Source organism: Bradyrhizobium sp. dw_411, from assembly GCF_018449695.1.
Lineage (GTDB): Bacteria > Pseudomonadota > Alphaproteobacteria > Rhizobiales > Xanthobacteraceae > Bradyrhizobium.
Map to the genome: position 1 here is coordinate 205,512 of NZ_JAAVUY010000012.1, position 21,275 is coordinate 226,786.

The following is a 21,275-nucleotide window of genomic DNA, read 5'->3' on the forward strand; positions in this document are numbered from 1 at the left end:
GTGAAGAAAACGCGTTAAAAATAAAGCACCCGCTTCAGGGTAAAATCTAGCGCTTTGCCCCAGCGCAGGCGACAGCGATTTTCCGGTCAAATCTGGGAAACTGGAGTTGTCGTTAAGTCCAGCGCGGGAGCAGGAAAATGCCCAGCGCGACGGCGAGCCACACCACCAGCCCGCCGGCGAGCGCGATGCGGTAGTCGACATGACCGACGGCAAAATAGCAGACGGCCAGAAAGGCGAGATACGCCGGAATGGTTTTGGCGCCGGCCATGCAGGCTTCGCGGAAGCCGGCATTGTCGCCCTTGGCGCCGACAAGCAGCAATGCGATCACGGCAAACGTCGGAAATAACGGCAGAATACCGGGAAGGATGTTGCCTCGCCTGGATAGAAGGGCAATCGCCGCTGTCACAAGGCCGCCGATGATAGCCTTCCAGACAATGTCCATCCGTCCACTAACCGCCTATTCAGCCGCCAGCGACTTGTTGCGCAATCGGAGGCCGAGACGCTCCCAGACCTGCACCAGCGCGTCGGCGAGCTGATCGATCAGGCCGTCATCGTGATAGGGCGACGGCGTGATCCGCAGCCGCTCGGTGCCCTTGGCCACGGTCGGATAGTTGATCGGCTGGATGTAGATGTTGTGCTCTTCAAGCAGGATGTCGCAGGCCCGCTTGCAATGCTCGGGATCGCCGACGAACAGCGGCACGATATGGGTGTCGCTCGACATCACCGGCAGGCCCGCGGCGGTCAGGATCGCCTTGACGCGGGCGGCGCGGTCCTGGTGGCGTTCGCGCTCCCAGCTTGAGGTCTTGAGGTGCTTGATTGCGGCTGTCGCGGCCGAACAGATCGCGGGCGGCAGCGCGGTGGTGAAGATGAAGCCCGGTGCATAGGAGCGCACGGCGTCGATGATATCGGCGGATCCCGCGATGTAACCGCCGAGACAGCCGAACGCCTTGGCGAGCGTGCCCTCCAGGATATCGATGCGGTGCATCACGCCGTCGCGCTCGGCAATGCCGCCGCCGCGTGGGCCATACATGCCGACCGCGTGAACTTCGTCGACATAGGTCATTGCGCCGTATTTCTCGGCGAGATCGCAGATCTTCGCCAGCGGCGCGATATCGCCGTCCATCGAATACAGGCTCTCGCAGGCGATCAGCTTCGGCCGGTCCGGCCCGGCGGCGCGCAGCAATTCCTCCAGGTGCGCCACGTCGCTGTGGCGGAACACCTGGCGCTCACAGCCGCCCTGGCGAATGCCTTCGATCATCGAGTTATGATTCAGCGCGTCCGACAGGATCAGGCAGTTCGGAATAAGTTTGGCGATGGTCGCGATACCGGTCTGGTTCGAGACATAGCCCGAGGTGAACAGCAGCGCGGCCTGTTTGCCATGGAGATCGGCGAGCTCCGCTTCGAGCTGCACCAGCGGATGGTGGGTGCCGGCGATGTTGCGGGTGCCGCCGGCGCCGGTACCGACCCGGGTCGCAGTCTCGACCATGGCGCCGACCACTTTGGGGTGCTGGCCCATGCCGAGATAGTCGTTGGAACACCAGATCACGACGTTGCGGGCGCCCTTCGGGGAATGCCACACCGCGTGCGGGAACCGCCCGGCGATGCGTTCGAGATCGGCGAAAACCCGGTAACGCCGCTCATCATGCAGGCGGTCGAGAGCGGCACTGAAGAACTTGCTGTAATCCATCGCAAAAAACCTGAAACGGAACCTGAAGCCGGGGCGGCGGCGTCTTTTTAGAGCTTTTCCAGGTTTAATGTCGAGCCGGAATTGAGTGTCCTGCCGCCCGTCCAGCGGGGAGCTGGGTTGTTTGCGGCAAGGATCGCCAATCCGTGCTCGTTTTGATCAATATGCGCGGTCCAGACCGGTTAGCCCGTGAGAAAGCTCATGGTTAAAGAATGCATGGATGAGTCGCGGCGAAAGGTGATGGGCGCGGTCGTAAAGGGGGTCTCTGCGGGGCTTTTGTTGCAGATTTCTCAGGGGCAGGCGTCAGACAAGATGACGCTGCAGCAGGCGCAATATCAGGGCACGCCAAAGGACATTTATAGCTGCGAACTGTGTTCGCTGTTCGAGCCGCCGAACTCCTGCAAGGTGGTGGAAGGCGAGGTCAGCAAGGACGGCTGGTGCAAGGCTTTCGCGATGGCGGATTGACGCCGCCGAAATCCCGATCGGTAATCCCGGCGGCGCTGTGGGGATAACTCAGACAAACACGGAATGGTCGATCGGTCCGTTCGGCACCACGTAGCCGTAGCGGGTATTGGACGGCTCGGGTCCGGCCTTCTCATATTCCGCCTTCATCATCGCAAAGCGATCGCCCTTGAGTTCCAGCATCGCGCGCTTGGGCTGGATATTATAGAGGCGTGCATTGTTGTCGCCGAGGATTGCGGTCTTGACCGGGCCATCGGCCGCGCCGAGTGGCGCGAAACCGAATTTCTTCTGCATCGGCTCGGGAATTTCGAGACGGCGCAGGCCCTCGATCTGCCATTGCGGTCCACCGGTCCACAGTGCGTCGGTGCCCCAGCAGACGTGTTCGACGCCGAGCCCCTTGATCAGCGTGCCCATCAGCGCCGCGCAGACATTCGGTTCGGCCACCAACGTGGTTGCGAACAATTGCCCGACATCGCCGTATACGTTGTTGACGCCATACTGGGCCGGGATGTCGGCAAGATCGCTGGTCCAGGCGATCCGGCCGGTGCGCTCGAATTCCGCCAGCGCCACCTTCGGGTCGCCGCCGACATGACGGTAGGCGGAATGATAGATGATGAAGTTGAGCTGCGGCCAGTCCTTGGCCGCCTGGCCGACATCGGCAACGTCGGCAAAGCCGCGCAGATTGGGAAACTGCTTCTCGACCCCCGGCGCGAACAGTCCCTTGTGAACGCAGACATTCTTGATGCCGGCCTTCACCATCTTCTCATAGCCCTTGTAGGCGACTTTCTCGTCATCGAGCCGCCACGGATAACGGCTGATATCTTTGTGGGTATTGTCGCCGATGGTGTAGCCCTTGCAGGATTCCGGCTTCAGTTCGAGACCGGCGTCGAGCTTTTCAAGCCAGCCGGGCTGTCCCGGCGTGAAGATGCAATGCGCAAACAGCCGCCGCGAACCGGCTTCGTCGTTGATCCGCTTGCGCGCATCCGCCATCTGCTGATTGGTCAGGAACCAGTCCTGCTCGATGTCGGAAGGCGCCGACGAGATCAGCGCGATCTTGGTATCGCTGTCGAGAAACATCTCTTTTTTGTAGTTGTTGAACTTGAGATCCTCGATGGTCTGTTCGTGGTCGTTGAGGTCCTTGTTCCAGCCGGCCTTGCCCACCGCCTTGCGCATGTTGACGAAGCTCATGATGCGGGTGTCGTCGCGCAGGAAGTGGGTATGCATATCCATGATGAACTGGTCTTTGAGCGCATTTGCGCGCTCCTGCGCCATCGCCGGGGTCGCGGCTTCGGCCGGCGTCACGTCGAACAGCGGCCCGTAAACCTGGTTCATCGCCACAAAGGACGCGGCCATGCCGGCGGCGCTCTGGAAAAACCGCCGGCGGTCGAGGCCCTGCTTGCCGCCGAGATCGTCGGCCATTGCCAGCAGACGCGATTCGACTTCGCGTTGCCGTTCGTTCTGCGGATCGGGATAAAATTCGTCGCTGGCGACGATCTGGGTCGGGATCGGTGTCGGGTACCGGCACAATTCGGACGGCATCAATGCGGCAAGTTCAGCTTCGGTCAGTTGGCTGCTCACTTTGCTTCTCCCTTGAATGCATGCTCCGCGGTGGAATTCCCCTTGGTTACACGGCCAAAGACTAGTCCCGCATTTTGCGGGATGTAAGCCCCGTTTGGTGTCATCCCTGCGCATTGCTGCTGCGATGCAGCGTTCTGCGCAGCAACATGATTTACATGTTCAGCCTCGCTGACGAGGGCTGGCAAAGCTGCTATGACGGCATGAGGTTCACTGGAACGGAGCATCGCGATGGACGCCGTCACGCCGAAAAGCTCGCAGGCCGCCGAAACCCACTCCCATCTCGTTCGTCCGCAGGACATGGAGTGGCAGAAGACCCGCTTCCCCGGCTGCGAGGCCAAGACCTTGTTGTTCGATCGGTCGACGGGATTAATGACCGCGCTGATGCGCTTTGCGCCAGGCGCCGTGCTGCCCGATCACGAACATGTTCACATCGAGCAGACCTACGTTCTTGAAGGCAGCCTGGTCGACAAGGAAGGCCCGGCACAGGGCATCGCGGCCAGCGCCGGTGAATTTATCTGGCGTGAGCAGGGCAGCCGCCATGTGGCGTGGTGCCCCGAAGGCGGATTGATGCTGGCGATCTTCCAGGTTCCCAACAAGTTCTTTGAAGCCGACGGCCGCGTCGTCGATCCCGCGGGCCAGGACTGGGACGAGACCTGGGGTCATACCCACAAGGGCTAACGCATTTTTGTTTGACGCGTTTTCTTTACGCGAACCGGTATCCACGGAGCCTGTCGTCGGGCGCGCGTTCGCGCGACCCGTTGGCTTGAAAACGCTCTGGGAATTCACGTCGTCCGGAAGTGGAGCACGCCATCGGTCTCTTTCGCCGTCAGGCGTCCTTCGACCAGCATGTAGTTGACATGGGCGATCAATTCGCCGGCGGCGAAACCCATCTGGTGCACGTCGAGCACATGCTTGTGGAATACCACCGGCACCAGTTCCTTGGAGGTCTTCGGGGTTTCCCGGCAGGCATCGGCGATCAGCCGGCAACGGTCTTCGTGATGATCGGCCAGTTGCTTGATACGCGTCTTCAATCCGTAGAACGGCACGCCATGGCCGGGCAGCACCAGCAAATCATAGGGCAGGGTGGTGGTGAGGCTTGCCAGCGACGCCAGATATTCGCCGAGCGAGTTCTGGTCGGGCTCGACCGCCCAGACGCTGACATTGGGTGAAATCTTGCTCAGCACCTGATCGGCCGACAAGAACAGCTTGTCGGCGGCGCAATAGAGCGTGACCTGATCGAGCGCATGGCCGCCGCCGGTAATGACCTTGAAGCGGCGGGTGCCGATCGAAATCTCGTCGCCATGGGAGATGCGGCGATAGGACGGCGGCAGCACCGATACCCGCTTCAGGTAATCCTGGCCGCGGCCGAGCAACTGGTCGGTCAGGCTCTCGTCCATGCCGTGACGCCGGAAGAACAGGCGCTGCGCCAGCTTGCGTTCGTCGGTGCCGCGGTTCTGGTGATAGACCGACTGCAGATACTCGACCTGCGACATGACGAGCGGACAGTTGAAGCGCTCGACCACCCATCCGGCAAGACCGACATGGTCGGGATGCGAATGGGTCACGATCAGCCGAGAGATCTTCACATGGGCGAGCGGCCCCTCGAACAACGCGGTCCAGGCCGCGATCGATTCCTCGTTGCCGAATCCGGAATCCACCATCGCCCAGCCGTCGCCGTCGGCGAGCAGATAGATGTTCACGTGATTGAGACGGAACGGCAGCTTCAGCCGCACCCACAAGACGCCGGGCATCACCTCGACGACCTGGTCGGGGCCGGGATGATTTTCCCAGGGGTACCGCAGTGCCTCGGCCGAGGACTGAATTGCTTCCGGTTTTGAATTCATCGTTTTGCGCCGCAAATTGCCGATGATCCGGCTTAGCCGCACTATCGGCGCGGCGCCAGCCGAAAACAATTGCGATCTCGGCAAAGCATAAGAGCGATGCGACGCAAAAAGGCCGGCGCGAGGCCGGCCTTTTCAGACTTCAGATCAGTACTTTAGTCAGACTGCAGGGCAGGCCGATCAGTACTTGGCTACTAGTACTTCTCAGTACTTGGCGACGACCGGGCCACCCCAGTTGAAGCGGTAGTTCAGGCCCGCCTTGATCACGTGATCGTCGGTGCGGAAGTTGCCGAACGGAACCAGAGCGGCCGGAGCGACGAACGAGCTGTTGCCGAAATTATAGTACTGGTACTCGACCTTGGCCGACCAGTTCTGGGCGAACAGGTATTCGAGGCCGGCGCCGACGGTGTAACCATCGCGATGGCCACCGCTGAAGCCGAAAGCAACCGGGCCAGCAGCCGACACCAGCGATTCGTTGTTGTCGGAGTAAGCGTAACCGCCCTTCACGTAGAGCAGGGCCGGACCCCAGGTGTAGCCGACGCGGCCGGTCACCGAACCCAGCGCGCGCTGGTTGTTGGTGTAGGTCAAGCCGCCCGGGAAGATGATGCCGCCGTTGTTGTTGGCGAGCCAGCTATACTGGCCTTCCGCACCGATCACCCAATTCGGGGCGAACTGGTAGTCAGCGCCGACCTGCACGCCGCCGAGGAAGCGGCCGTCGCCGTTGTTGCCGGTGGTGAGGCCACCGAAATTGCTGTCGCCGTTAAAGGCGCCCCCGATGTGACCGCCGATGTAGAAGCCGGTCCAGTTGTAGAGCGGAGCGGCATAGACCGGAGCCTTGGTGTAGGGGGCGCGGGCCGAAAGATCGGCGGCAAGTGCTGACCCGGTCGCGCCGAGGGCGACGAAGGCCACAGTGGTGAGCAGGAACTTCTTCATTGGTTTGTTCTCCAGAACGATATTGAGTTTTGGCGTTTTTCAAGTTGGCCGAATGAACGGCGAGGCGCGCACTTAGCCAGCTTTTGACTAAAAAGCTGTCACTTATCGGTCACACCAAACGAGAACCCGACGGGAACTCAACCTATTGGGGAACAACAATTTTTCGTGCTTAACGGGGCCTTAATCAAACCCAAAAGAAGCCTTAATTTCAGGCCGTCAGGCGTTGTTCGGAGGCAACAGCGGGAACTGAAATGGCGATGCTCGAAAAGCCGCTTCGAGCGCTCTCTTTATGCTGTTGTGGAGCCGATCAATGCGCGGATTGGCTTCGTCAGTCCGGTCGGCCTCACTCTGGGTCTTCAATCCTCATCATCCGGGCCTCTCGCCCGTGCGTCGAAACGCCCCTGCCGCTGGTGGCGGACCTGATTTCGGATAAGGTCGCCCCGCATGGACACTATGCTGACAGCGTCGAGCGTTTTGAGCAGCGCCATCATCGAGTGGCTCGCCGACGAAGCGTTGCAGCAATCCGAGCCGGCAAAACTCCTTGGCGAACTTTGCCTGCGGCTGCGCGCGGTCGGAATACCGGTGATGCGGTCGCAACTCGCGTTCCGGGTGCTGCATCCGCTCTACGACGCCAGCACCTTGACCTGGAGTATGAAGCGGGACGTCCTTGTCGAGCACTTTCGCCCTGAACAGACCGGCCAGGAGCAATTTCTCCGCAGCCCGGTCGGCTATGCCCTGACCAATCGCCTGCCGGTGTTCCGGCGCCGGCTGACCGGTCCGACGGCGCTGCTCGATTTCGAGGTCCTTGAGGATTTTCGCGGGCTCGGCGGCACCGATTATCTCATCTTTCTGATCAGTTTCGATCCGTCCGGACAGAACGGCGTGATCTGTTCATGGCTCGGCGACCGCGCCTCCGGCTTCACCGACGACGAGATTGCCCAGCTCCAGCGTGTGACCCGCGAACTCGGGATCGCGATGAAGTCGCGGCTCGAACATAGCGTCGCGGAAAATATCGCCCATGCCTATCTCGGCCGGCACGCCGGCCAGGCCGTGCTGAACGGCTCGATCCGGCGCGGCGATGGCGAGAAGATCACAGCCGCATTGTGGTACAGCGACCTTCGCCGCTCCACCGAACTCGCCGACCGGCTCTCGACTGAAGATTTTCTGGAGCTGCTGGGGCGCTATTTCGAAATGACGGCATCGGCGGTACTCGACCATGGCGGCGAGGTTGTGTCGCTGATCGGCGACGCGGTGCTCGGCCTGTTCCGCGTCGAAGGTTCACCGCAGGAAGCCTGCGCGCGTGCGCTTGCCGCCGCCCATGAAGCCCGCCGGCGGCTTGAAGTCTCGCTGTCGAATAATGCCGGGGGGCCTGAACTCGACTTCGGCATCTCGCTGCATCTGGGCCAGGTGATTTACGGCAATGTCGGCGTGCCCGAGCGTCTGCAGTTCACGGTCGTCGGCGCCGCGGTCAATGAAGTGGTCCGGGTGCAGGACCTGACCAAGCAGCTTGGCTGTCCGCTACTGGCCACCGAGACTTTCGCGGACGCCGTGGCCGAATCCTGGCAGCCGCTCGGCGAGCATCGGTTGCGCGGCCGCGAGATCCTGATGCCGATCCTGACGGTGCCGGTTGGTTGAGAGGCGCGATCAGGAAGCAAGGACGGTGCTCTCCAATTAGCGTTCTGTATCTGGTTGGGGTGCAGTTGCTACGCCGCTCTGGTAGCTTAGGAATTCCTGAGGACGACTGACGGACAGCTTGCGGAGGATCGAGTTAGGGTAGATTGTCTCCGCCCCGCAACCATAGATTAGTGACGCATAATGAATACACGGTACGAGAATATTCCGAAGAAGGAAAAGGGAGCGTGGGTAGTCCATCATTCGCAAAAGACTGCGTCAACCCAAAATGCTTCGGCTGAGTTCCCCGCCATCGATGCTGCGGGCAAAGCTTCGTCACTGCTCTCCCGGTTTGCTGCCAACGAGGAATTGTTGATCCCTAAGAAGCGCGTCGATGCATTTGCGCAGGCAGCGGGCCTGAACCCCAAGACAGAGCTAGTCTCCTTGCTGGCCATGCTCAAACGAAGACGGGTGATCGACACATCACAAAATGGCGACGTTGTTGCCCTTGGTCTTACCACCGGTGTAACGGTCCAACATGCTTGTGATATATTTGAGGAACAGGACCCGACAGCCGAGGAGCGAGCGGCAATCGTGCTCGCAGATGTCGCTTCAGTATCGCCTGTCATGCAAAAGGAAAGTATCGAGCTGATTGCGGATGAATTCTCGCTTTCGTCGCGACGTGTTGGCGAACTCCTCGAACGCTCAGAGTTGATCGGTTTCGTCGATGCTGAAGCCGTTGACGGAAGCCGTATGTACTTCAACGGAAATCTTTTCCGTCGCGACAACATCAACAAGGTGAGCCGGGTTCTTGGTTCGTTGTCTCAGGCTGACCATACCAAAGTGGCAGAGTTGGACGCGGTTCTTCAGAAAAAGGGATGTGTTACGTTGCCGGAAGCAGAGAGGCTTCTTGGCACTGCGCTATTTGACAAACTGCGTGCGGCAAGCATGTACGACGTCAATCACGTGATGAACGCGTCTGGCGAGCACGGCTTTGTCACGCGTCCTGCTGCCTTTCACAAGTTCAACGACCCCATGGTCGATGATGCGTTTGATCTCGCCAAGGCGTTGGTAGCGGCATTGACCTACGGTATGACGCTCAGGTCTCAAGGTACTGGTCGAATCGGCTCGATCGCAGCGCTTCTCCGGTCCCTCATTTCTGGCCGTGAGATTGGGCCGGCAACGGCCATCGGTGAGGATTATCGCGTGTTGGAGACGAAGGGCGTAATCCAAACGCGCCCCGGTACTCAATACGGATACCTAATGAAACTACTAAAAAAAGACATTGGCGAGATGGCGCTCGCGGTGTTCACGACCGGCGAGGTGGCCTCGTCCGCCGCGCTCGACAGACCGTTTGAAGGAAACATGTCAGGTTTCGCGGGGCCCGAACAGACCCGAGATACGTTCCGGCGTAAACGTCAGACACCGGAAAGCAAGAAGATGACGCGTGATGTCCTCTCAGCGTTGCGTACAGGGGGCACATTCTGATGTCAGATGCGAACACGGGTCGCAAAGGCCTCGAACTCGAAGAGACACTCAAGGAGTACTTTTGGCAAGCCGGGTACTTCGCGGTCCGCGGAGTGCCCTACCGTCTCGATGACGAAGACGTGACAGACGTGGACGTTTGGCTATATGAGCGACCAGCGGCACTTACTCGCCGCCGCTTGATCGTCGATGCAAAAAACAAGACGAAGCCCAAGGCCGCGGAACGCCTGATTTGGGCTCGAGGGCTGCAGTCGGCGTTGAAGGTGGATGGAGCGATAGTTGCCAGCACGGACAAGCGACCCAGCTCTCGCCGCCTCGCGAAATCCGTCAGTGTAACGTTGCTGGATGGTGACGCACTCAACAAGCTCGCGAGCACGCCGAAGCTTAGATTAGGCGATCAACATTCATCTGAGGAATATGATGGTTTGTTCAAGACCGTCGATACGGCGCGAAGAAGCGCTGATTGGCGGTCGGCGTTATTGGCCGCCCGCTCGTCGCTGCTTACCAGTTTCGGCATCCATTCCGCGAATATGACGCTGCGCGTTGCGGGTTTTTTTGGTGAGCAGGCTGTACTGGCCGCCCCAAAATCAGACCAGGCGCAAGTAGCTCTTCGGGGCTTCTATTCGGCGTGCGCTTACGCGGCTATTGGGCTAGATTTTGTGCTCGCCGATCTTGCTTTCCAGTCACATGATGAGCGACGCGCTGCACTGGTTAGTGGGGTGCGCTATGGCCAGACCAATTTGCTGGAGGCTCTAACGCCCGTTCGCACCGCTATTGGCCTTGTTAGGCAGCACGTCTCCAATGGAGGTAGTATTGCTGCTCAGGTTGAGCGCGGCTTCGATCAACAAGCTGCTAAGGTCCCAGCGGAAATCATAGCGGACTACGTGGCACGACTAAATGCTACCGATGCTCTATACACCGTCGCACGGGAGCTTGAGCGTAATGCGTTCAAAATCGATATATTACATTATGATGCCCTGACCGTAGAGGCGCGTTCGCTATTAGGCGTTTTTTTGGATTTTCATGGCATTTCCCGTGAGAAGATAGCTAATGCTGCACGTGGCACTGTCGCCCAACAGGCGCACGCCACACAACAAAACGGCAATCTTTTTTCAGATGATACGCTTAAGTCCACGAAGCCGGAGGAGCATCCTGTTACCGAACAGAAACATTGATCCTTCCGAGCGCGATCCACCTGCTCGCAAATAGTTGTTCCCATATCCGTTCATTCTGGATCTCATCGTTGAGATTTGGGCAACAACTCGGGGCGGGTGCTGTTACAGTCCCGGAAGAAGCTGAATCCGCCGGTGCGGCAGTTTCCACCGGAGGGCATCGATGGATGCGAACAGGCTCGGTCTGGTTTCGGCCCGGCTGCATTATTTTCAGACCGTCGCGCAACTCGGCTCGATCAGAGGTGCGGCCAAGGCGCTCAACGTCGCGCCTTCGGCGATCAGCCGGACCATCCAGGCGCTCGAAGAGGTGCTTGGGCTGCCGTTGTTCGAGCGGGTTCGACAACGCCTCAAACTAACCAGCGCCGGAGAGATACTGGTCTACCACGCGCGGGCGAGCGCGTCCGAGCTCAATCAGGCCTGTTCGATCATCAACGACCTCACCGGCCTGCGGCGCGGCAAGATCGGCGTTTCCGCCGTCGAGAGCGTAACGCGGGGATTGCTGCCGCGGATATTGGCCGCATTCTGGCAACGGCTTCCCAATGTCGCGGTTGAAGTGCGGACCGTCGGTTCGAGCGAAGCCTTGCGGCTGGTGGCCGAGGGCGAAACCGAACTCGGCATCGCCTTCGATGCCCGCATCCCGAAGGGCACGCAGCGGCTGGCCGGTGCAAGCCTGTCGCTCGGCGCGCTGTTGTGGCCGGGCCATCCGTTGGCCGGACGCAAGGAAGTCCGGTTGAACGACTTTGCCGGCGAGCGGGTGTTTCTGTCGGACGCCACGCTGGCGCTGCGATCGTCGATCGAAGGCGCGCTATTGGATAGCCGCATCGAATTCGATCCAAGGGCCGTGACCAATTCGATCGACCTGATGGCCAAATGCGTCACCGCGAAACTGGGAGTCGCGTTTCAAACGCGGGTCGGGGTCGAAAGCGAGCTGCTGCGCGGCGAGTTGCTGTTCGTGCCACTTCGCGACCCGGCGATGCGTCCACGGCGCCTTCTACTGGCGTCGCGCGCGAAAACCTTCCCAACCGAGCCGCCTGCGCTTCTATCGAAACTTCTGAGCACGGCGATCGGTCAACTCGACGGGATGTGAAATCGACTCCCGTTGTTGCCTATATGAGAACATCACGATCATAATTAAGTGGCTATCTGGAACGCCAGAGGGCCTCTAGGTTTTCTCCCTGGAGCGTTTCGAGCGAAGTGGATACCGGTTCGCGTGAAGAAAACGCGTCAAAACAAAAGACTAGAGCCCGGTTCTGATTCAATCAGAACCGATAAGGCTCTAGAGGATCCATCGATGCGTTCTCGGGAAGTCGCACAATTCAAGCAACGTCGCCCCGCTCACGCGAGGGCGCGTTCCGCGGCCGACGCCTCGATTGCGGCTGGCCCGTCCATTGCTTGTGAAAGCCTCGATCAGCGAGGACATGCAATGAATAACGCGGCCCGATCGGGACCGAAACTTGTTGTCGAGGCCGACCGGGTTCCAGTTTCTTCCGAACAGCCGGGCAAAGTAATCGAACTCGAAGCTGTCTCGGTCCGCTACGGAGCGGGCCGCAGCGCCACCACGGCGCTAGGCGAGACCACACTCGATGTCCGCAAGGGCGAGTTCATTTCCTTTGTGGGACCGTCGGGCTGCGGCAAATCAACGATCCTGCGGCTGGTCAGCGGTCTGGTTCGACCGACGAGCGGTGTCGTCGTGGTCGGCGGGCGGGAGGTCGCCGCCAAGACGCTGCGAGTCGGGATGGCGTTTCAGAACGCCAGCATGATGCCGTGGCTCACGGTGGAGCGAAACGTGATGCTGCCGCTCAAGATCGTGCAGCCGTTTCGCTCCGAATACCGGCGCAAGCGAAAGACCGAGTTTCGCGATCGCGTCCGCAGTCTGTTGGCGCAAGTCGGCCTCGATGGTTTCGCCAATCATTTCCCGTGGCAATTGTCGGGCGGAATGCTGCAGCGGGCCAATCTCTGCCGCGCGCTGGTGCACGATCCGCAATTGCTGCTGCTCGACGAACCCTTCGGCGCGCTGGATCAGTTCACCCGGGAAGAACTCTGGGGGACCTTGCAGGCGCTGTGGCTCGACAGGCGTCCGACGGTTCTTCTTGTGACGCACGACCTGCGCGAGGCCGCTTATCTGGGGTCACGAATCTGCGTCATGAGCCCGCGTCCCGGCAAGATCATCGACGACACGCCGGTTCCCTTTTCGTATCCGAGAACGCTGGCGATGACCTACGAGCCTGACTTTGTCGCGCTCGGCCGGCGGATGCGTGAGCTGATCGCCCCGCTGCAGCCTGCCGGCGCGGGAGTTTGAACCATGGCACGCTTTACCCGGGTCTTGTCCGCCACCGCCGTGATCTTCGGCTTCTTCGCGATCTGGGAATTGCTCTGCCGCCTGCTGCATGTGAGCGATCTGGTACTGCCGCTGCCGAGCCAGGTGCTGGTGACTTTGGTCACGCGATTTCCGGATCTGTGGCCCCATCTCGCCCAAACCATCACCAGCACATTGACGGGCTTCGCGCTCGGCGTTGTCGCGGGCGTGGTGACCGGCGTCATGATCGGAAGTTCGCGTCTCGCTTATGACACGATGTATCCACTGCTGATCGGTTTCTCGTCGGTGCCGAAAGTGGCGATCATTCCGATCTTCGTGATCTGGTTCGGCGCCGGGACATTTCCGGCGGTACTCACCGCGCTTTCGCTTTCGATATTTCCCGTTGTCGTGAATGTCGCGACGGGAATTTCGACCAGCGAACCCGAACTCGAAGACGTGCTGCGGTCGCTGGGCGCCAGCCGGGGCGACATTCTGTGGAACGTGGCGCTGCCGCGTACGCTTCCTTATCTGTTTGCCTCGCTGAAGGTTGCCATCACCGTCGCCTTCATCGGTTCGATCACGTCGGAAACCATCGCCTCGAATTACGGCATCGGCACCGTGATGATGGTGGCGTCCGCCAATTTCGACGTCGCGCTGCTGTTTGCGGGCCTCGCACTGATCTCCATCACCGGCATCGCGCTTTACGGCCTGTTCTCATTCGCAGAAGCGCGTCTCACCGGCTGGGCCACACGCCAGAGCGCGGTGGCCGCATGACATCAGATCATTTTCATTTTCGAACCTGCATGGAGTTGTCAGCATGAAACGCTCGTCCGTTTGGGCTCTGGCCTGCGTGGCGGCTGCCGCGATGATCGGAGCGGCCCATGCCGAGCCGATAAAAATCCGCTTTATCCTGGACTGGAAAGCCCAGGGGCCGGGCGCCTGGTATTACGTCGCGCGGGACAAGGGTTATTTCCAGGCCGAAGGGCTTGATGTCACCATCGACCAGGGCGACGGGTCCGCCGCGGCCGTCAGCCACATCATGACCGGTGCCTATGAGGCCGGGTTCGGCGACATCAATGCGGTGATCCAGAACGCTGCCCAGCGTCCCGGCGAACAGCCGGTCCTGGTCTACATGCTCTACAATCGCGCGCCTTACGCCTTGATCGTCAAGGCGGACGGCCCGATCAAGACGCTCAAGGATATGGAAGGCCACACGCTGGCCGCGCCGGCGGGGTCGGCGACCGAGCGCATGTTCAAGCCGCTCGCGCTCAAGAACGGTGTCGATGCCTCGAAAGTGAAAGTGCTCAACGCCGCGCCAAACCTGATCGAGCAATTGCTGGTCAACGGGCAGGCCGATGGCATCGCGCAATTCTCGCCGACCAGTTACATGAATTTTCTGGCGATGAGAAAATCGCCGGAGACGGATTTCCGGTGGTTCTTCTACAGCGAAAATGGCCTCGATCTCTATTCCAACGGCATCCTGGTTTCCCAGAAGCTGCTGAAGGAAAATCCCGACGCGGTACGTGGTCTCGTCAAGGCGTTGAACCGCGCCATCCTCGAGGTCGCGGCCAATCCCGATGAGGGGATCGCGGCGCTCAAGAAGGTAGAGCCGCTCACCAATGTCGAGCTTGAGAAGCAGCGGCTGGTCTACACGATCGATCATCAATTGCGCACCGATGAAGTCACCCGGCTCGGCCTCGGCGACCTCGACGACACCAGGCTGCAGGCCGCGATCACGACCGTCGCGGAGGCCTACGCGCTGCCGCGTACGCCTGCGCTCGAAGAGGTCTTCAGCCGTGCGTTCCTGCCGCCCAAGGCCGATCGCGCATTGCCGCCCGCCCACTGAACCGCGCGATCGGTTAACCGCATCACACAGAATCAAATGACGGAGGATGAAATTGGAAGCAGATCATAATCATTTCATGGCGATCGCCATCGAGGAAGCCAAGGCCGGCGCGGCGCAGGGCGAGCAGCCCTTCGGCGCGGTGGTGGTCTGCGACGGCGAAGTGGTGGTGCGCAGCCGCAGCCTGAAGGTTTCGACATCCGACACCACGGCCCATTCCGAAACGCTCGCGATCAAATATGCGACCCAGAAGCTCGGGCGGCGCGAGCTTCCTGATTGCACGTTCTATGCGACCTGCGAGCCCTGCCCGATGTGTCTTGGCGCCATCCTTAATGGCGGCATCAAAACGCTGGTGATCGGCGCGCGCAACCGGGACATCAAGCAACTCGCCAAGGTCGCCTTCAATTTCAAGGATTACACGGTCGAGCGTTTTGCCGAGATGACCGGGTGGGATTTGAAAGTGATCGAGGGTGTGCGATCCGCCGAATGCATCGCGCTATACGCCTCATCCGCGGTCGAATTGACCCGCTGAAAATCCGGATTGCACATATGCAACAGAACATTGTGGCGCGGGTCATTGCCGGGCTGAAGGCGGCCGGGGTCAGTGTCGTCTGCTATCTGCCGGATTCGCTGTTCAAGGAGCTCTATCCGGCGCTCGATCAGGATCCCGATATCAGGACCATCCAGGTCACCAATGAGGGCGAGGGTGCCGCGATTTGCGGCGGCCTGTTCCTGTCGGGCAAGCGCGCGGCGCTGATCATGGAAAACTCGGGCTTGCGGGCCTCGATCGAGCCACTGGCCCGTATGGGCATGGGCGCGGGAATCCCTGTCGTCATGCTGATGAGCTATCGCGGCGATCTCGGCGAGAACAATTGGTGGGCGATCCCGCACGGCATGACGATGGAGCCGCTGCTGGAGGCGATGCGCATTCCCTACCGCGTGGTTGACCGGGAGGACGACATCGAGCGCTCGATCCAGGATGCGTTCCACTGGTCCTATGCGGCCTACTATCATTCAGCGATCGCGCTGACCGGAGCGCTGGTGCGATGAAGCGATATGATTGCATGGAGCGCCTCGGCGCCTTGCTGAAGAACGAACTGGTTATCCTCTCGCTCGGCGCCAGCGTCGACGAATGGTACAATGCCGCGCCTCACATGCGCGCCGCGAGCCTGTTCCAGCAACAACTCGGCTGTGTCACGCCGCAGGCCTTTGGCCTCGCGGTCGGATTGCCGCATCGGCGCGTGGTGTCGCTCGATACCGATGGCGGCATGATGTTCAACCTGGGCATTCTGGGAACGCTGGCCAACGAGCAGCCGCGCAATCTGCTGATCGTGGTCTGGGATAACGAGTGCTATCAGTCGATCGGCGGCCCGCCCACCCACACCGCCAAGGGACGGGTGGACATTGCCAGGATCGCGCAGGGCGCCGGTATCGAGCAGGCCTATACGGTGCGCGATCTCGACGCCTTCGCAGCCCATTGCCGGATGGGCCTCGCCGCCGATGTGCCCTACCTCGTGGTCGCGAAGGTCGAAGCCAGCGTGCAGCCCGGCATCCGGCGCAAACACAGCGACGGCCGCGAAGACAAATACATCTTCGTGCGCCACGTCGAGGCCACCGAAGGCATCACGATCATGGGGCCGAGCGAGCATAATTGAAGGGCTGGGGCGGCCGGAAGGCTTGATTCGCCGAAAGAGATGGTGTGGCCGCGCTAGCCCTTTTTTGGTTGGCAGACCTACGTTAATCAGGCCGCGGTGGTAGCAAATTTCAGAGTCTGTAGCGGCGAATTTGAAAATAGGTGTCAGCCACACGACGTGTTTATTGGATGCAGTGATCCCGATGCTTGGGCGGTAGATGCGTGCGTCAAGTTCAGTAAGGCTGTACTAGCAGTGCATGATGGAAACATGTGCGGCGCTACGCCTCAAGCACAGCAAAAAGCCGCAGGCATTCTCGCACTGCGGCTCGCCGGGTTCGAAAATGCGTAGTTATGAAATTAACCCAGCCCCGGTATGCGCACCTAAAACCAACGGTCGCCAGACGTAAACCAAAATTAGCTGTTCCAAATGCAGGAACAACACGCATTGTTGCAATGCGGTCACATGCAGGTGGCAGCGGAAGCTGCCAAACAACGCGAAGCAAAAAGCCACCACCGGGTTGAGACGGGGATGGCTTCTTTACTAAAGGGCATGATACGCAGCCCGAGGTTAATGTGACGGCTTGATGTAAAGAAAAGGTTAGATGGCTCACTAGTCGTCTAAATCTTCGTAAGCGTTGCTCAGTCCCAAAAGTCTAGCGGCAAGGCCTCGTTTACTTGAGGCCGTGCTGAGCGATTGGTCGCCGTCTTGATTGCCAATTCGGCACTCACCAGATTCTAACTCTTCGGCATCGGATAGTTGTTGTGCTGCTTGGCTACGGTATCCGTCGATTAATTTACGGAACATGGCTTCCCTCACTGATTCGAGTGTGTCGGCCCTCCCAAACAATCCTGAGCTCGAGGACGCCACCCGGCAACAGCGCGAACAAGAAGTTCTGCAGGTTTGAACAGAACATCGCGCGAACCTAACGCACGGATTTTGCACGTAACTGCACGCCATTTCGTGCTTTGTTCTGCGCAAGGATGCCAAATAAAGGCATCCGGGAGTGATCGGCAAAGTCGAAAATCGTTGAATTAAAAGGCAAAAATGGTGCTGCCAGACAGGATTGAACTGTCGACCTCTCCATTACCAATGGAGTGCTCTACCACTGAGCTACGGCAGCGTGCCCCGGATACGGGAATCGGCCAAAAGGCCTCAACAAGGCGCGCCGATCCTTGCCACAAGGCCCGGGGGCGCGCAAGCGCGGGAAATGGCCCGCAGGGTCGTCAAAACGGTCATAATGAGGGCAGGATGCCCACCTTGGCCTTCAATTGAGCCAGTTATGGGCCGATCCGGTTCCCGATTTCCAGATAGTCTCGAAAATCTGCGCCTCAGTCGTCGTTATCGGCGAGGTCCCGGAATCGGCGATTGCACGGCGGGCAAGCGAAACACACTATGTTCCGATAGCGAGGGAGGCCGTCAGGCCCTTTTCCCCTGACATTATTCAGGCAGCGATGCGTTCGAACAGGTCGGCGATGAAAGATGACAAGGACAAACGCAAGGGGCCATCGGGAAAGCCCGAAAATCCGCGCCAAAATCCGCGCAAGGATTCGAGGGAGGACCGGCTGAAGCTCGCATTGCGCGAAAATCTCAAGCGGCGAAAATCGCAGGCCAGAGGGCGAGACGATTCCGCAGGTGCGGCTTCCAACGCCGATCGAGCCATCCTACATCATGACGGCGACAAGGCACCGAGCGAGTAGGATCGTTCCGCGCGGGAATTGTTGATCGTTGTATTCGAGTGGGGCGAGACGGAATGGTTGCAGACATCACGGCAGGCGACAAGACGGATGATGGTGTTGCGGCCATAACTGCGTTTCCGCGTCATGAGCAGACATTTCCGGCGCTGACGCCGCAGGAAATCGCCCGCATGCGCCGGTTCGGCGAGGAGCGTCATTACAAAGACGGCGAAAAGCTGTTCGAGACCGGCAAACCCGGACCCGGCATGTTTGTGCTGTTGTCCGGCCATGTCGCGATCACGCAGCGCGACGGCCTCGGCCACATCACGCCCGTGATCGATCAGGGGCCGGGGCAGTTTATCGCTGAAATCGGCCAGCTCTCGGGCCGGGTCGCGCTGATCGATGGCCACGCCGAGGGCGATGTCGAAACGCTCTTGATCCCGCCGGAGCGCCTGCGCGCACTGCTGGTGGCTGAGGCGGATCTCGGCGAGCGCATCATGCGCGCGCTGATCCTGCGCCGCGTCAACCTGATCAGGGGCGGCGTTGGCGGCCCGGTGCTGATCGGTCCGTCCTATTCCAGCGGCGTGGTGCGCCTCGACGGATTTCTCACCCGCAACAGCTACCCACATCATCTGCTCGATCCGGCCACCGATACCGATGCGGCCGAACTGATCGCGCGTTATTCGCCCTCGCCGGGCGATTTGCCGCTGGTGGTGCTGCCCGACGGCACGGTGCTGCGCAACCCCAGCGAATCCGAACTGGCGCGCGCGATGGGCATGGTGCGCGCCCTTGCCAAGGACAAGGTCTATGACGTCGCCGTCGTCGGCAGCGGCCCGGCCGGACTGTCGACCGCGGTCTATGCTGCGTCCGAAGGATTGGCGGTCGCGGTGTGCGATACCAGGGCGTTCGGCGGCCAGGCCGGAGCCAGCGCACGCATCGAGAACTATCTCGGCTTTCCGACCGGCATTTCCGGACATGCATTGACCGCCCGCGCTTTTAACCAGGCGCAGAAATTCGGCGCGGATATCATGATCCCGGTCGAGGCCAAGTCGCTCGATTGCTCGCGCAATGACGGTGCCTTCGGCCTGACGCTCGACGACGGCGAGGTATTGCGCGCGCGCTCGATCGTGGTCGCGAGCGGCGCGCGCTACCGCCGGCCCGAGATCGAGAACCTCGCCGACTTCGAGGGCCGCGGCGTCTGGTATTGGGCCTCGCCGATCGAGGCGCGGCTGTGCGCCGCGCAGGAAGTCGTGCTGGTCGGCGGCGGCAACTCCGCTGGCCAGGCGGCGGTGTTCCTGTCGAGTCATGCCCGCAGGGTCCACATGATGATCCGCGGCGGCGGCCTCGGCTCCAGCATGTCGCGCTATTTGATCGAGCGTATCGAGGCCGCGTCGAATATCGAACTCGTGTTCAATACCGAGGTGGTTGGGCTCGAAGGCACCAAGGACGTTGCGCTGGAGCGCGTGCGCTGGCGCAGCCGGCTATCGGGGGAATGCAGCACCATCGATATCCGCAATCTGTTCCTGTTCGTGGGCGCCGATCCCGCCACCGGCTGGCTCGATGGCTGCGGCGTGATGGTGGATCGCGGAGGATTCGTGGTGACCGGCGAACACTGCAAAAAGAGCAACGCGGTGGCGTCGCCGTTGGAAACCTCGGTGCCCGGCGTGTTCGCGGTCGGCGATGTGCGTTCGGGTTCGGTCAAGCGGGTCGGCGGCGCCATTGGCGAGGGTGCGCAGGTGGTGGCGGCGCTGCACGGATTTCTCGGCGATGCCGCCAAGCCGGCGCTTTAGCGCAAGAATGACACGAGAATGCGCAAGAAGAATAATTGAGTGTAGTTCAATTCCGCCGGGACAGATCGAACGAAAAGGGGATTGAGGATGTCAAAAGGCTGCACCGACATCGCGGGCATTCGCGATGTTACGCCGAGCGCGCTCGGTTGCGAGGAATGCCTGAAGAGCGGCAGTGAGTGGCTGCATTTGCGGATCTGCCGCACTTGCGGTCATGTCGGCTGCTGCGACGATTCGCCCAACACGCATGCCACCAAGCATTTTCACGCCACTGGACATCCGATCATCGAAGGCTACGATCCGCCGGAAGGATGGGGCTGGTGTTATGTGCACGAAGTCCTGTTCGATTTGTCGAAACGGAAAACGCCGCATAACGGGCCGATCCCGCGTTACTATTGAAGGCGTTACTATCGAAGCGTGGTTTTGAGGCGGGAGCGAATATCGGATGGAAAGCAGATTTGCCGACGTTGATGGTGCGAAGCTGCACTATTTGATAGAAGGCAAGGGCGATCCGATCGTGCTGCTGCATGGCTTCGCCGAAACCAGCCATATGTGGCTGCCGCTGATATCGAAGCTTTCCGATACGCACACCGTGATTGCGCCTGACCTGCGCGGCTTCGGCCAATCGTCCGCACCCGCGGACGGATACGCCAAAGCGGCCATGGCGCAGGACATCCATGCGCTAGTGAAAAGTCTCAAATACGAGCGCATCCGCCTGGTCGGCCACGACATCGGGTTGATGGTCGCCTACGCCTATGCGGCGCAATATCCCGGCGAAGTCGATCGGCTTGTGCTGATGGAAGCGTTCCTTCCGGGCGTCGGCGACTGGAATAGCGTCTTCCTGCTGCGCGATCTCTGGCATTTCCATTTCTATGGCAAGACGCCACTGGCGCTGGTCACAGGCCGTGAACGCATTTACCTCGAACACTTCTGGAATGATTTTGCCGCCGATCCCGCCAAATCGATCCCGGAAGCCGATCGCGAATTCTATGCCCGCGAATATGCAAAGCCCGGCCACATGGCCGCCGGGATGGAAGTTTTCCGGGCCTTCCCGGGGGATGCCGGGGACTTCGCAGGATTTGCAAAGACCAAATTGACGATGCCGCTGCTGGTGCTTTCCGGCGAAAAAGCCGGTGGGCCGTTCCTGATCGAGCAAGGCAAGATGGTGGCAACGGATGTCGAGGGCGTCCTCGTCAAGGGATCAGGCCACTGGTTGATGGAAGAGGCGCCTGACCAGATCATCCCGAAGCTGGTTGAATTTCTCAAGCGCTAAAGC

General features: G+C 60.3%; 21 protein-coding genes and 1 tRNA gene. 16 read left to right on the top strand and 6 right to left on the bottom strand.

Features of this window, described 5'->3' with window-relative positions:
• Nucleotides 1-112: 112 nt before the first annotated feature.
• On the bottom strand, nucleotides 113-442 hold the full coding sequence (locus tag HB676_RS21490) for a GlpM family protein (protein ID WP_213740170.1): 330 nt from the start codon (nucleotides 440-442) through the stop codon (nucleotides 113-115).
• A 15-nt stretch (nucleotides 443-457) separates the two neighbouring features.
• Nucleotides 458-1,687 carry a 5-aminolevulinate synthase gene (gene hemA / locus HB676_RS21495; protein ID WP_213740171.1) on the bottom strand — a complete coding sequence of 410 codons (1,230 nt, stop codon included), beginning with the start codon at nucleotides 1,685-1,687 and terminating at the stop codon, nucleotides 458-460.
• Nucleotides 1,688-1,885: 198 nt separating this feature from the next.
• On the opposite strand from hemA, the gene HB676_RS21500 reads away from it, so the two are divergent.
• On the top strand, nucleotides 1,886-2,149 hold the full coding sequence (locus tag HB676_RS21500; protein ID WP_213740172.1) for a hypothetical protein: 264 nt from the start codon (nucleotides 1,886-1,888) through the stop codon (nucleotides 2,147-2,149).
• Nucleotides 2,150-2,197: 48 nt separating this feature from the next.
• Here the strand turns inward: HB676_RS21500 and HB676_RS21505 are convergent, their stop codons facing one another.
• Nucleotides 2,198-3,724, bottom strand: a complete 1,527-nt coding sequence (locus HB676_RS21505; protein WP_213740173.1) for an amidohydrolase family protein — start codon at nucleotides 3,722-3,724, stop codon at nucleotides 2,198-2,200.
• A gap of 228 nt (nucleotides 3,725-3,952) precedes the next feature.
• Here HB676_RS21505 and HB676_RS21510 point away from each other — a divergent pair, with 228 nt between their 5' ends.
• The gene (locus HB676_RS21510; RefSeq protein ID WP_213740174.1) at nucleotides 3,953-4,402 is read left to right on the top strand and encodes a cupin domain-containing protein; all 450 of its coding nucleotides are present in this window, start codon (nucleotides 3,953-3,955) and stop codon (nucleotides 4,400-4,402) included.
• Between the two features lie 104 nt (nucleotides 4,403-4,506).
• Here the strand turns inward: HB676_RS21510 and HB676_RS21515 are convergent, their stop codons facing one another.
• Together HB676_RS21515 and HB676_RS21520 are read right to left on the bottom strand one after the other, a co-directional pair.
• Nucleotides 4,507-5,568: an MBL fold metallo-hydrolase gene (locus tag HB676_RS21515; protein WP_213740176.1), complete on the bottom strand. Its 1,062-nt coding sequence runs from the start codon at nucleotides 5,566-5,568 to the stop codon at nucleotides 4,507-4,509.
• 201 nt (nucleotides 5,569-5,769) lie between these two features.
• The gene (locus tag HB676_RS21520) at nucleotides 5,770-6,498 is read right to left on the bottom strand and encodes an outer membrane beta-barrel protein (protein ID WP_213740179.1); all 729 of its coding nucleotides are present in this window, start codon (nucleotides 6,496-6,498) and stop codon (nucleotides 5,770-5,772) included.
• Nucleotides 6,499-6,942: 444 nt separating this feature from the next.
• Here HB676_RS21520 and HB676_RS21525 point away from each other — a divergent pair, with 444 nt between their 5' ends.
• The 10 genes from HB676_RS21525 (at nucleotide 6,943) to HB676_RS21570 (ending at nucleotide 16,560) form a co-directional block, all read left to right on the top strand.
• Entirely contained in the window at nucleotides 6,943-8,133 is a 1,191-nt protein-coding gene (locus tag HB676_RS21525; RefSeq protein ID WP_213740181.1) for an adenylate/guanylate cyclase domain-containing protein, read from the top strand.
• 180 nt (nucleotides 8,134-8,313) lie between these two features.
• Nucleotides 8,314-9,597, top strand: coding sequence for a hypothetical protein (locus tag HB676_RS21530; RefSeq protein ID WP_213740183.1), 1,284 nt, complete (start codon nucleotides 8,314-8,316; stop codon nucleotides 9,595-9,597).
• Nucleotides 9,597-10,769: a restriction endonuclease gene (locus tag HB676_RS21535; RefSeq protein WP_213740185.1), complete on the top strand. Its 1,173-nt coding sequence runs from the start codon at nucleotides 9,597-9,599 to the stop codon at nucleotides 10,767-10,769. Before HB676_RS21530 ends, HB676_RS21535 begins: the two co-directional genes overlap by 1 nt.
• A 160-nt stretch (nucleotides 10,770-10,929) precedes the next feature.
• Nucleotides 10,930-11,853 (top strand): LysR family transcriptional regulator, encoded by a 924-nt coding sequence (locus tag HB676_RS21540; RefSeq protein WP_213740187.1) that lies wholly within the window; start codon nucleotides 10,930-10,932, stop codon nucleotides 11,851-11,853.
• 336 nt (nucleotides 11,854-12,189) lie between these two features.
• Nucleotides 12,190-13,065 (top strand): ABC transporter ATP-binding protein, encoded by an 876-nt coding sequence (locus HB676_RS21545; RefSeq protein WP_213740188.1) that lies wholly within the window; start codon nucleotides 12,190-12,192, stop codon nucleotides 13,063-13,065.
• Nucleotides 13,066-13,068: 3 nt separating this feature from the next.
• Nucleotides 13,069-13,836 carry an ABC transporter permease gene (locus HB676_RS21550; RefSeq protein ID WP_213740190.1) on the top strand — a complete coding sequence of 256 codons (768 nt, stop codon included), beginning with the start codon at nucleotides 13,069-13,071 and terminating at the stop codon, nucleotides 13,834-13,836.
• A gap of 43 nt (nucleotides 13,837-13,879) precedes the next feature.
• Nucleotides 13,880-14,908 (top strand): ABC transporter substrate-binding protein, encoded by a 1,029-nt coding sequence (locus tag HB676_RS21555; RefSeq protein ID WP_213740192.1) that lies wholly within the window; start codon nucleotides 13,880-13,882, stop codon nucleotides 14,906-14,908.
• Between the two features lie 52 nt (nucleotides 14,909-14,960).
• The gene (locus HB676_RS21560) at nucleotides 14,961-15,437 is read left to right on the top strand and encodes a nucleoside deaminase (RefSeq protein ID WP_213740193.1); all 477 of its coding nucleotides are present in this window, start codon (nucleotides 14,961-14,963) and stop codon (nucleotides 15,435-15,437) included.
• Between the two features lie 17 nt (nucleotides 15,438-15,454).
• Nucleotides 15,455-15,955: a thiamine pyrophosphate-binding protein gene (locus HB676_RS21565; RefSeq protein WP_213740194.1), complete on the top strand. Its 501-nt coding sequence runs from the start codon at nucleotides 15,455-15,457 to the stop codon at nucleotides 15,953-15,955.
• The gene (locus HB676_RS21570; RefSeq protein ID WP_213740195.1) at nucleotides 15,952-16,560 is read left to right on the top strand and encodes a thiamine pyrophosphate-dependent enzyme; all 609 of its coding nucleotides are present in this window, start codon (nucleotides 15,952-15,954) and stop codon (nucleotides 16,558-16,560) included. The genes HB676_RS21565 and HB676_RS21570 overlap by 4 nt, the downstream gene beginning before the upstream one ends.
• A gap of 1,024 nt (nucleotides 16,561-17,584) precedes the next feature.
• On the opposite strand, the gene HB676_RS21575 is transcribed toward HB676_RS21570, so the two are convergent.
• A tRNA-Thr gene (locus HB676_RS21575) sits at nucleotides 17,585-17,659 on the bottom strand.
• A 352-nt stretch (nucleotides 17,660-18,011) separates the two neighbouring features.
• Here HB676_RS21575 and HB676_RS33900 point away from each other — a divergent pair.
• The 4 genes from HB676_RS33900 (at nucleotide 18,012) to HB676_RS21590 (ending at nucleotide 21,272) form a co-directional block, all read left to right on the top strand.
• Nucleotides 18,012-18,236, top strand: coding sequence for a hypothetical protein (locus HB676_RS33900; RefSeq protein WP_249780377.1), 225 nt, complete (start codon nucleotides 18,012-18,014; stop codon nucleotides 18,234-18,236).
• Between the two features lie 53 nt (nucleotides 18,237-18,289).
• A complete protein-coding gene (locus HB676_RS21580; protein ID WP_213740196.1) occupies nucleotides 18,290-20,002 on the top strand; it encodes an FAD-dependent oxidoreductase in 1,713 nt (570 codons plus the stop codon).
• Between the two features lie 87 nt (nucleotides 20,003-20,089).
• Nucleotides 20,090-20,398 (top strand): UBP-type zinc finger domain-containing protein, encoded by a 309-nt coding sequence (locus HB676_RS21585; protein WP_213740197.1) that lies wholly within the window; start codon nucleotides 20,090-20,092, stop codon nucleotides 20,396-20,398.
• Nucleotides 20,399-20,444: 46 nt separating this feature from the next.
• Nucleotides 20,445-21,272 (top strand): alpha/beta hydrolase, encoded by an 828-nt coding sequence (locus HB676_RS21590; protein WP_213740198.1) that lies wholly within the window; start codon nucleotides 20,445-20,447, stop codon nucleotides 21,270-21,272.
• Nucleotides 21,273-21,275 lie beyond the last annotated feature (3 nt).

Excerpts from the sequence above, each read along its gene's own strand:
- HB676_RS21490 (WP_213740170.1), bottom strand. The coding sequence starts at position 442 with ATGGACATTGTCTGGAAGGCTATCATCGGCGGCCTTGTGACAGCGGCG.
- hemA (WP_213740171.1), bottom strand. The coding sequence starts at position 1,687 with ATGGATTACAGCAAGTTCTTCAGTGCCGCTCTCGACCGCCTGCATGAT.
- HB676_RS21500 (WP_213740172.1), top strand. The coding sequence starts at position 1,886 with ATGGTTAAAGAATGCATGGATGAGTCGCGGCGAAAGGTGATGGGCGCG.
- HB676_RS21510 (WP_213740174.1), top strand. The coding sequence starts at position 3,953 with ATGGACGCCGTCACGCCGAAAAGCTCGCAGGCCGCCGAAACCCACTCC.
- HB676_RS21515 (WP_213740176.1), bottom strand. The coding sequence starts at position 5,568 with ATGAATTCAAAACCGGAAGCAATTCAGTCCTCGGCCGAGGCACTGCGG.
- HB676_RS21520 (WP_213740179.1), bottom strand. The coding sequence starts at position 6,498 with ATGAAGAAGTTCCTGCTCACCACTGTGGCCTTCGTCGCCCTCGGCGCG.
- HB676_RS21525 (WP_213740181.1), top strand. The coding sequence starts at position 6,943 with ATGGACACTATGCTGACAGCGTCGAGCGTTTTGAGCAGCGCCATCATC.
- HB676_RS21530 (WP_213740183.1), top strand. The coding sequence starts at position 8,314 with ATGAATACACGGTACGAGAATATTCCGAAGAAGGAAAAGGGAGCGTGG.
- HB676_RS21535 (WP_213740185.1), top strand. The coding sequence starts at position 9,597 with ATGTCAGATGCGAACACGGGTCGCAAAGGCCTCGAACTCGAAGAGACA.
- HB676_RS21540 (WP_213740187.1), top strand. The coding sequence starts at position 10,930 with ATGGATGCGAACAGGCTCGGTCTGGTTTCGGCCCGGCTGCATTATTTT.
- HB676_RS21545 (WP_213740188.1), top strand. The coding sequence starts at position 12,190 with ATGAATAACGCGGCCCGATCGGGACCGAAACTTGTTGTCGAGGCCGAC.
- HB676_RS21550 (WP_213740190.1), top strand. The coding sequence starts at position 13,069 with ATGGCACGCTTTACCCGGGTCTTGTCCGCCACCGCCGTGATCTTCGGC.
- HB676_RS21555 (WP_213740192.1), top strand. The coding sequence starts at position 13,880 with ATGAAACGCTCGTCCGTTTGGGCTCTGGCCTGCGTGGCGGCTGCCGCG.
- HB676_RS21565 (WP_213740194.1), top strand. The coding sequence starts at position 15,455 with ATGCAACAGAACATTGTGGCGCGGGTCATTGCCGGGCTGAAGGCGGCC.
- HB676_RS21570 (WP_213740195.1), top strand. The coding sequence starts at position 15,952 with ATGAAGCGATATGATTGCATGGAGCGCCTCGGCGCCTTGCTGAAGAAC.
- HB676_RS33900 (WP_249780377.1), top strand. The coding sequence starts at position 18,012 with ATGAAAGATGACAAGGACAAACGCAAGGGGCCATCGGGAAAGCCCGAA.
- HB676_RS21580 (WP_213740196.1), top strand. The coding sequence starts at position 18,290 with ATGGTTGCAGACATCACGGCAGGCGACAAGACGGATGATGGTGTTGCG.
- HB676_RS21585 (WP_213740197.1), top strand. The coding sequence starts at position 20,090 with ATGTCAAAAGGCTGCACCGACATCGCGGGCATTCGCGATGTTACGCCG.
- HB676_RS21590 (WP_213740198.1), top strand. The coding sequence starts at position 20,445 with ATGGAAAGCAGATTTGCCGACGTTGATGGTGCGAAGCTGCACTATTTG.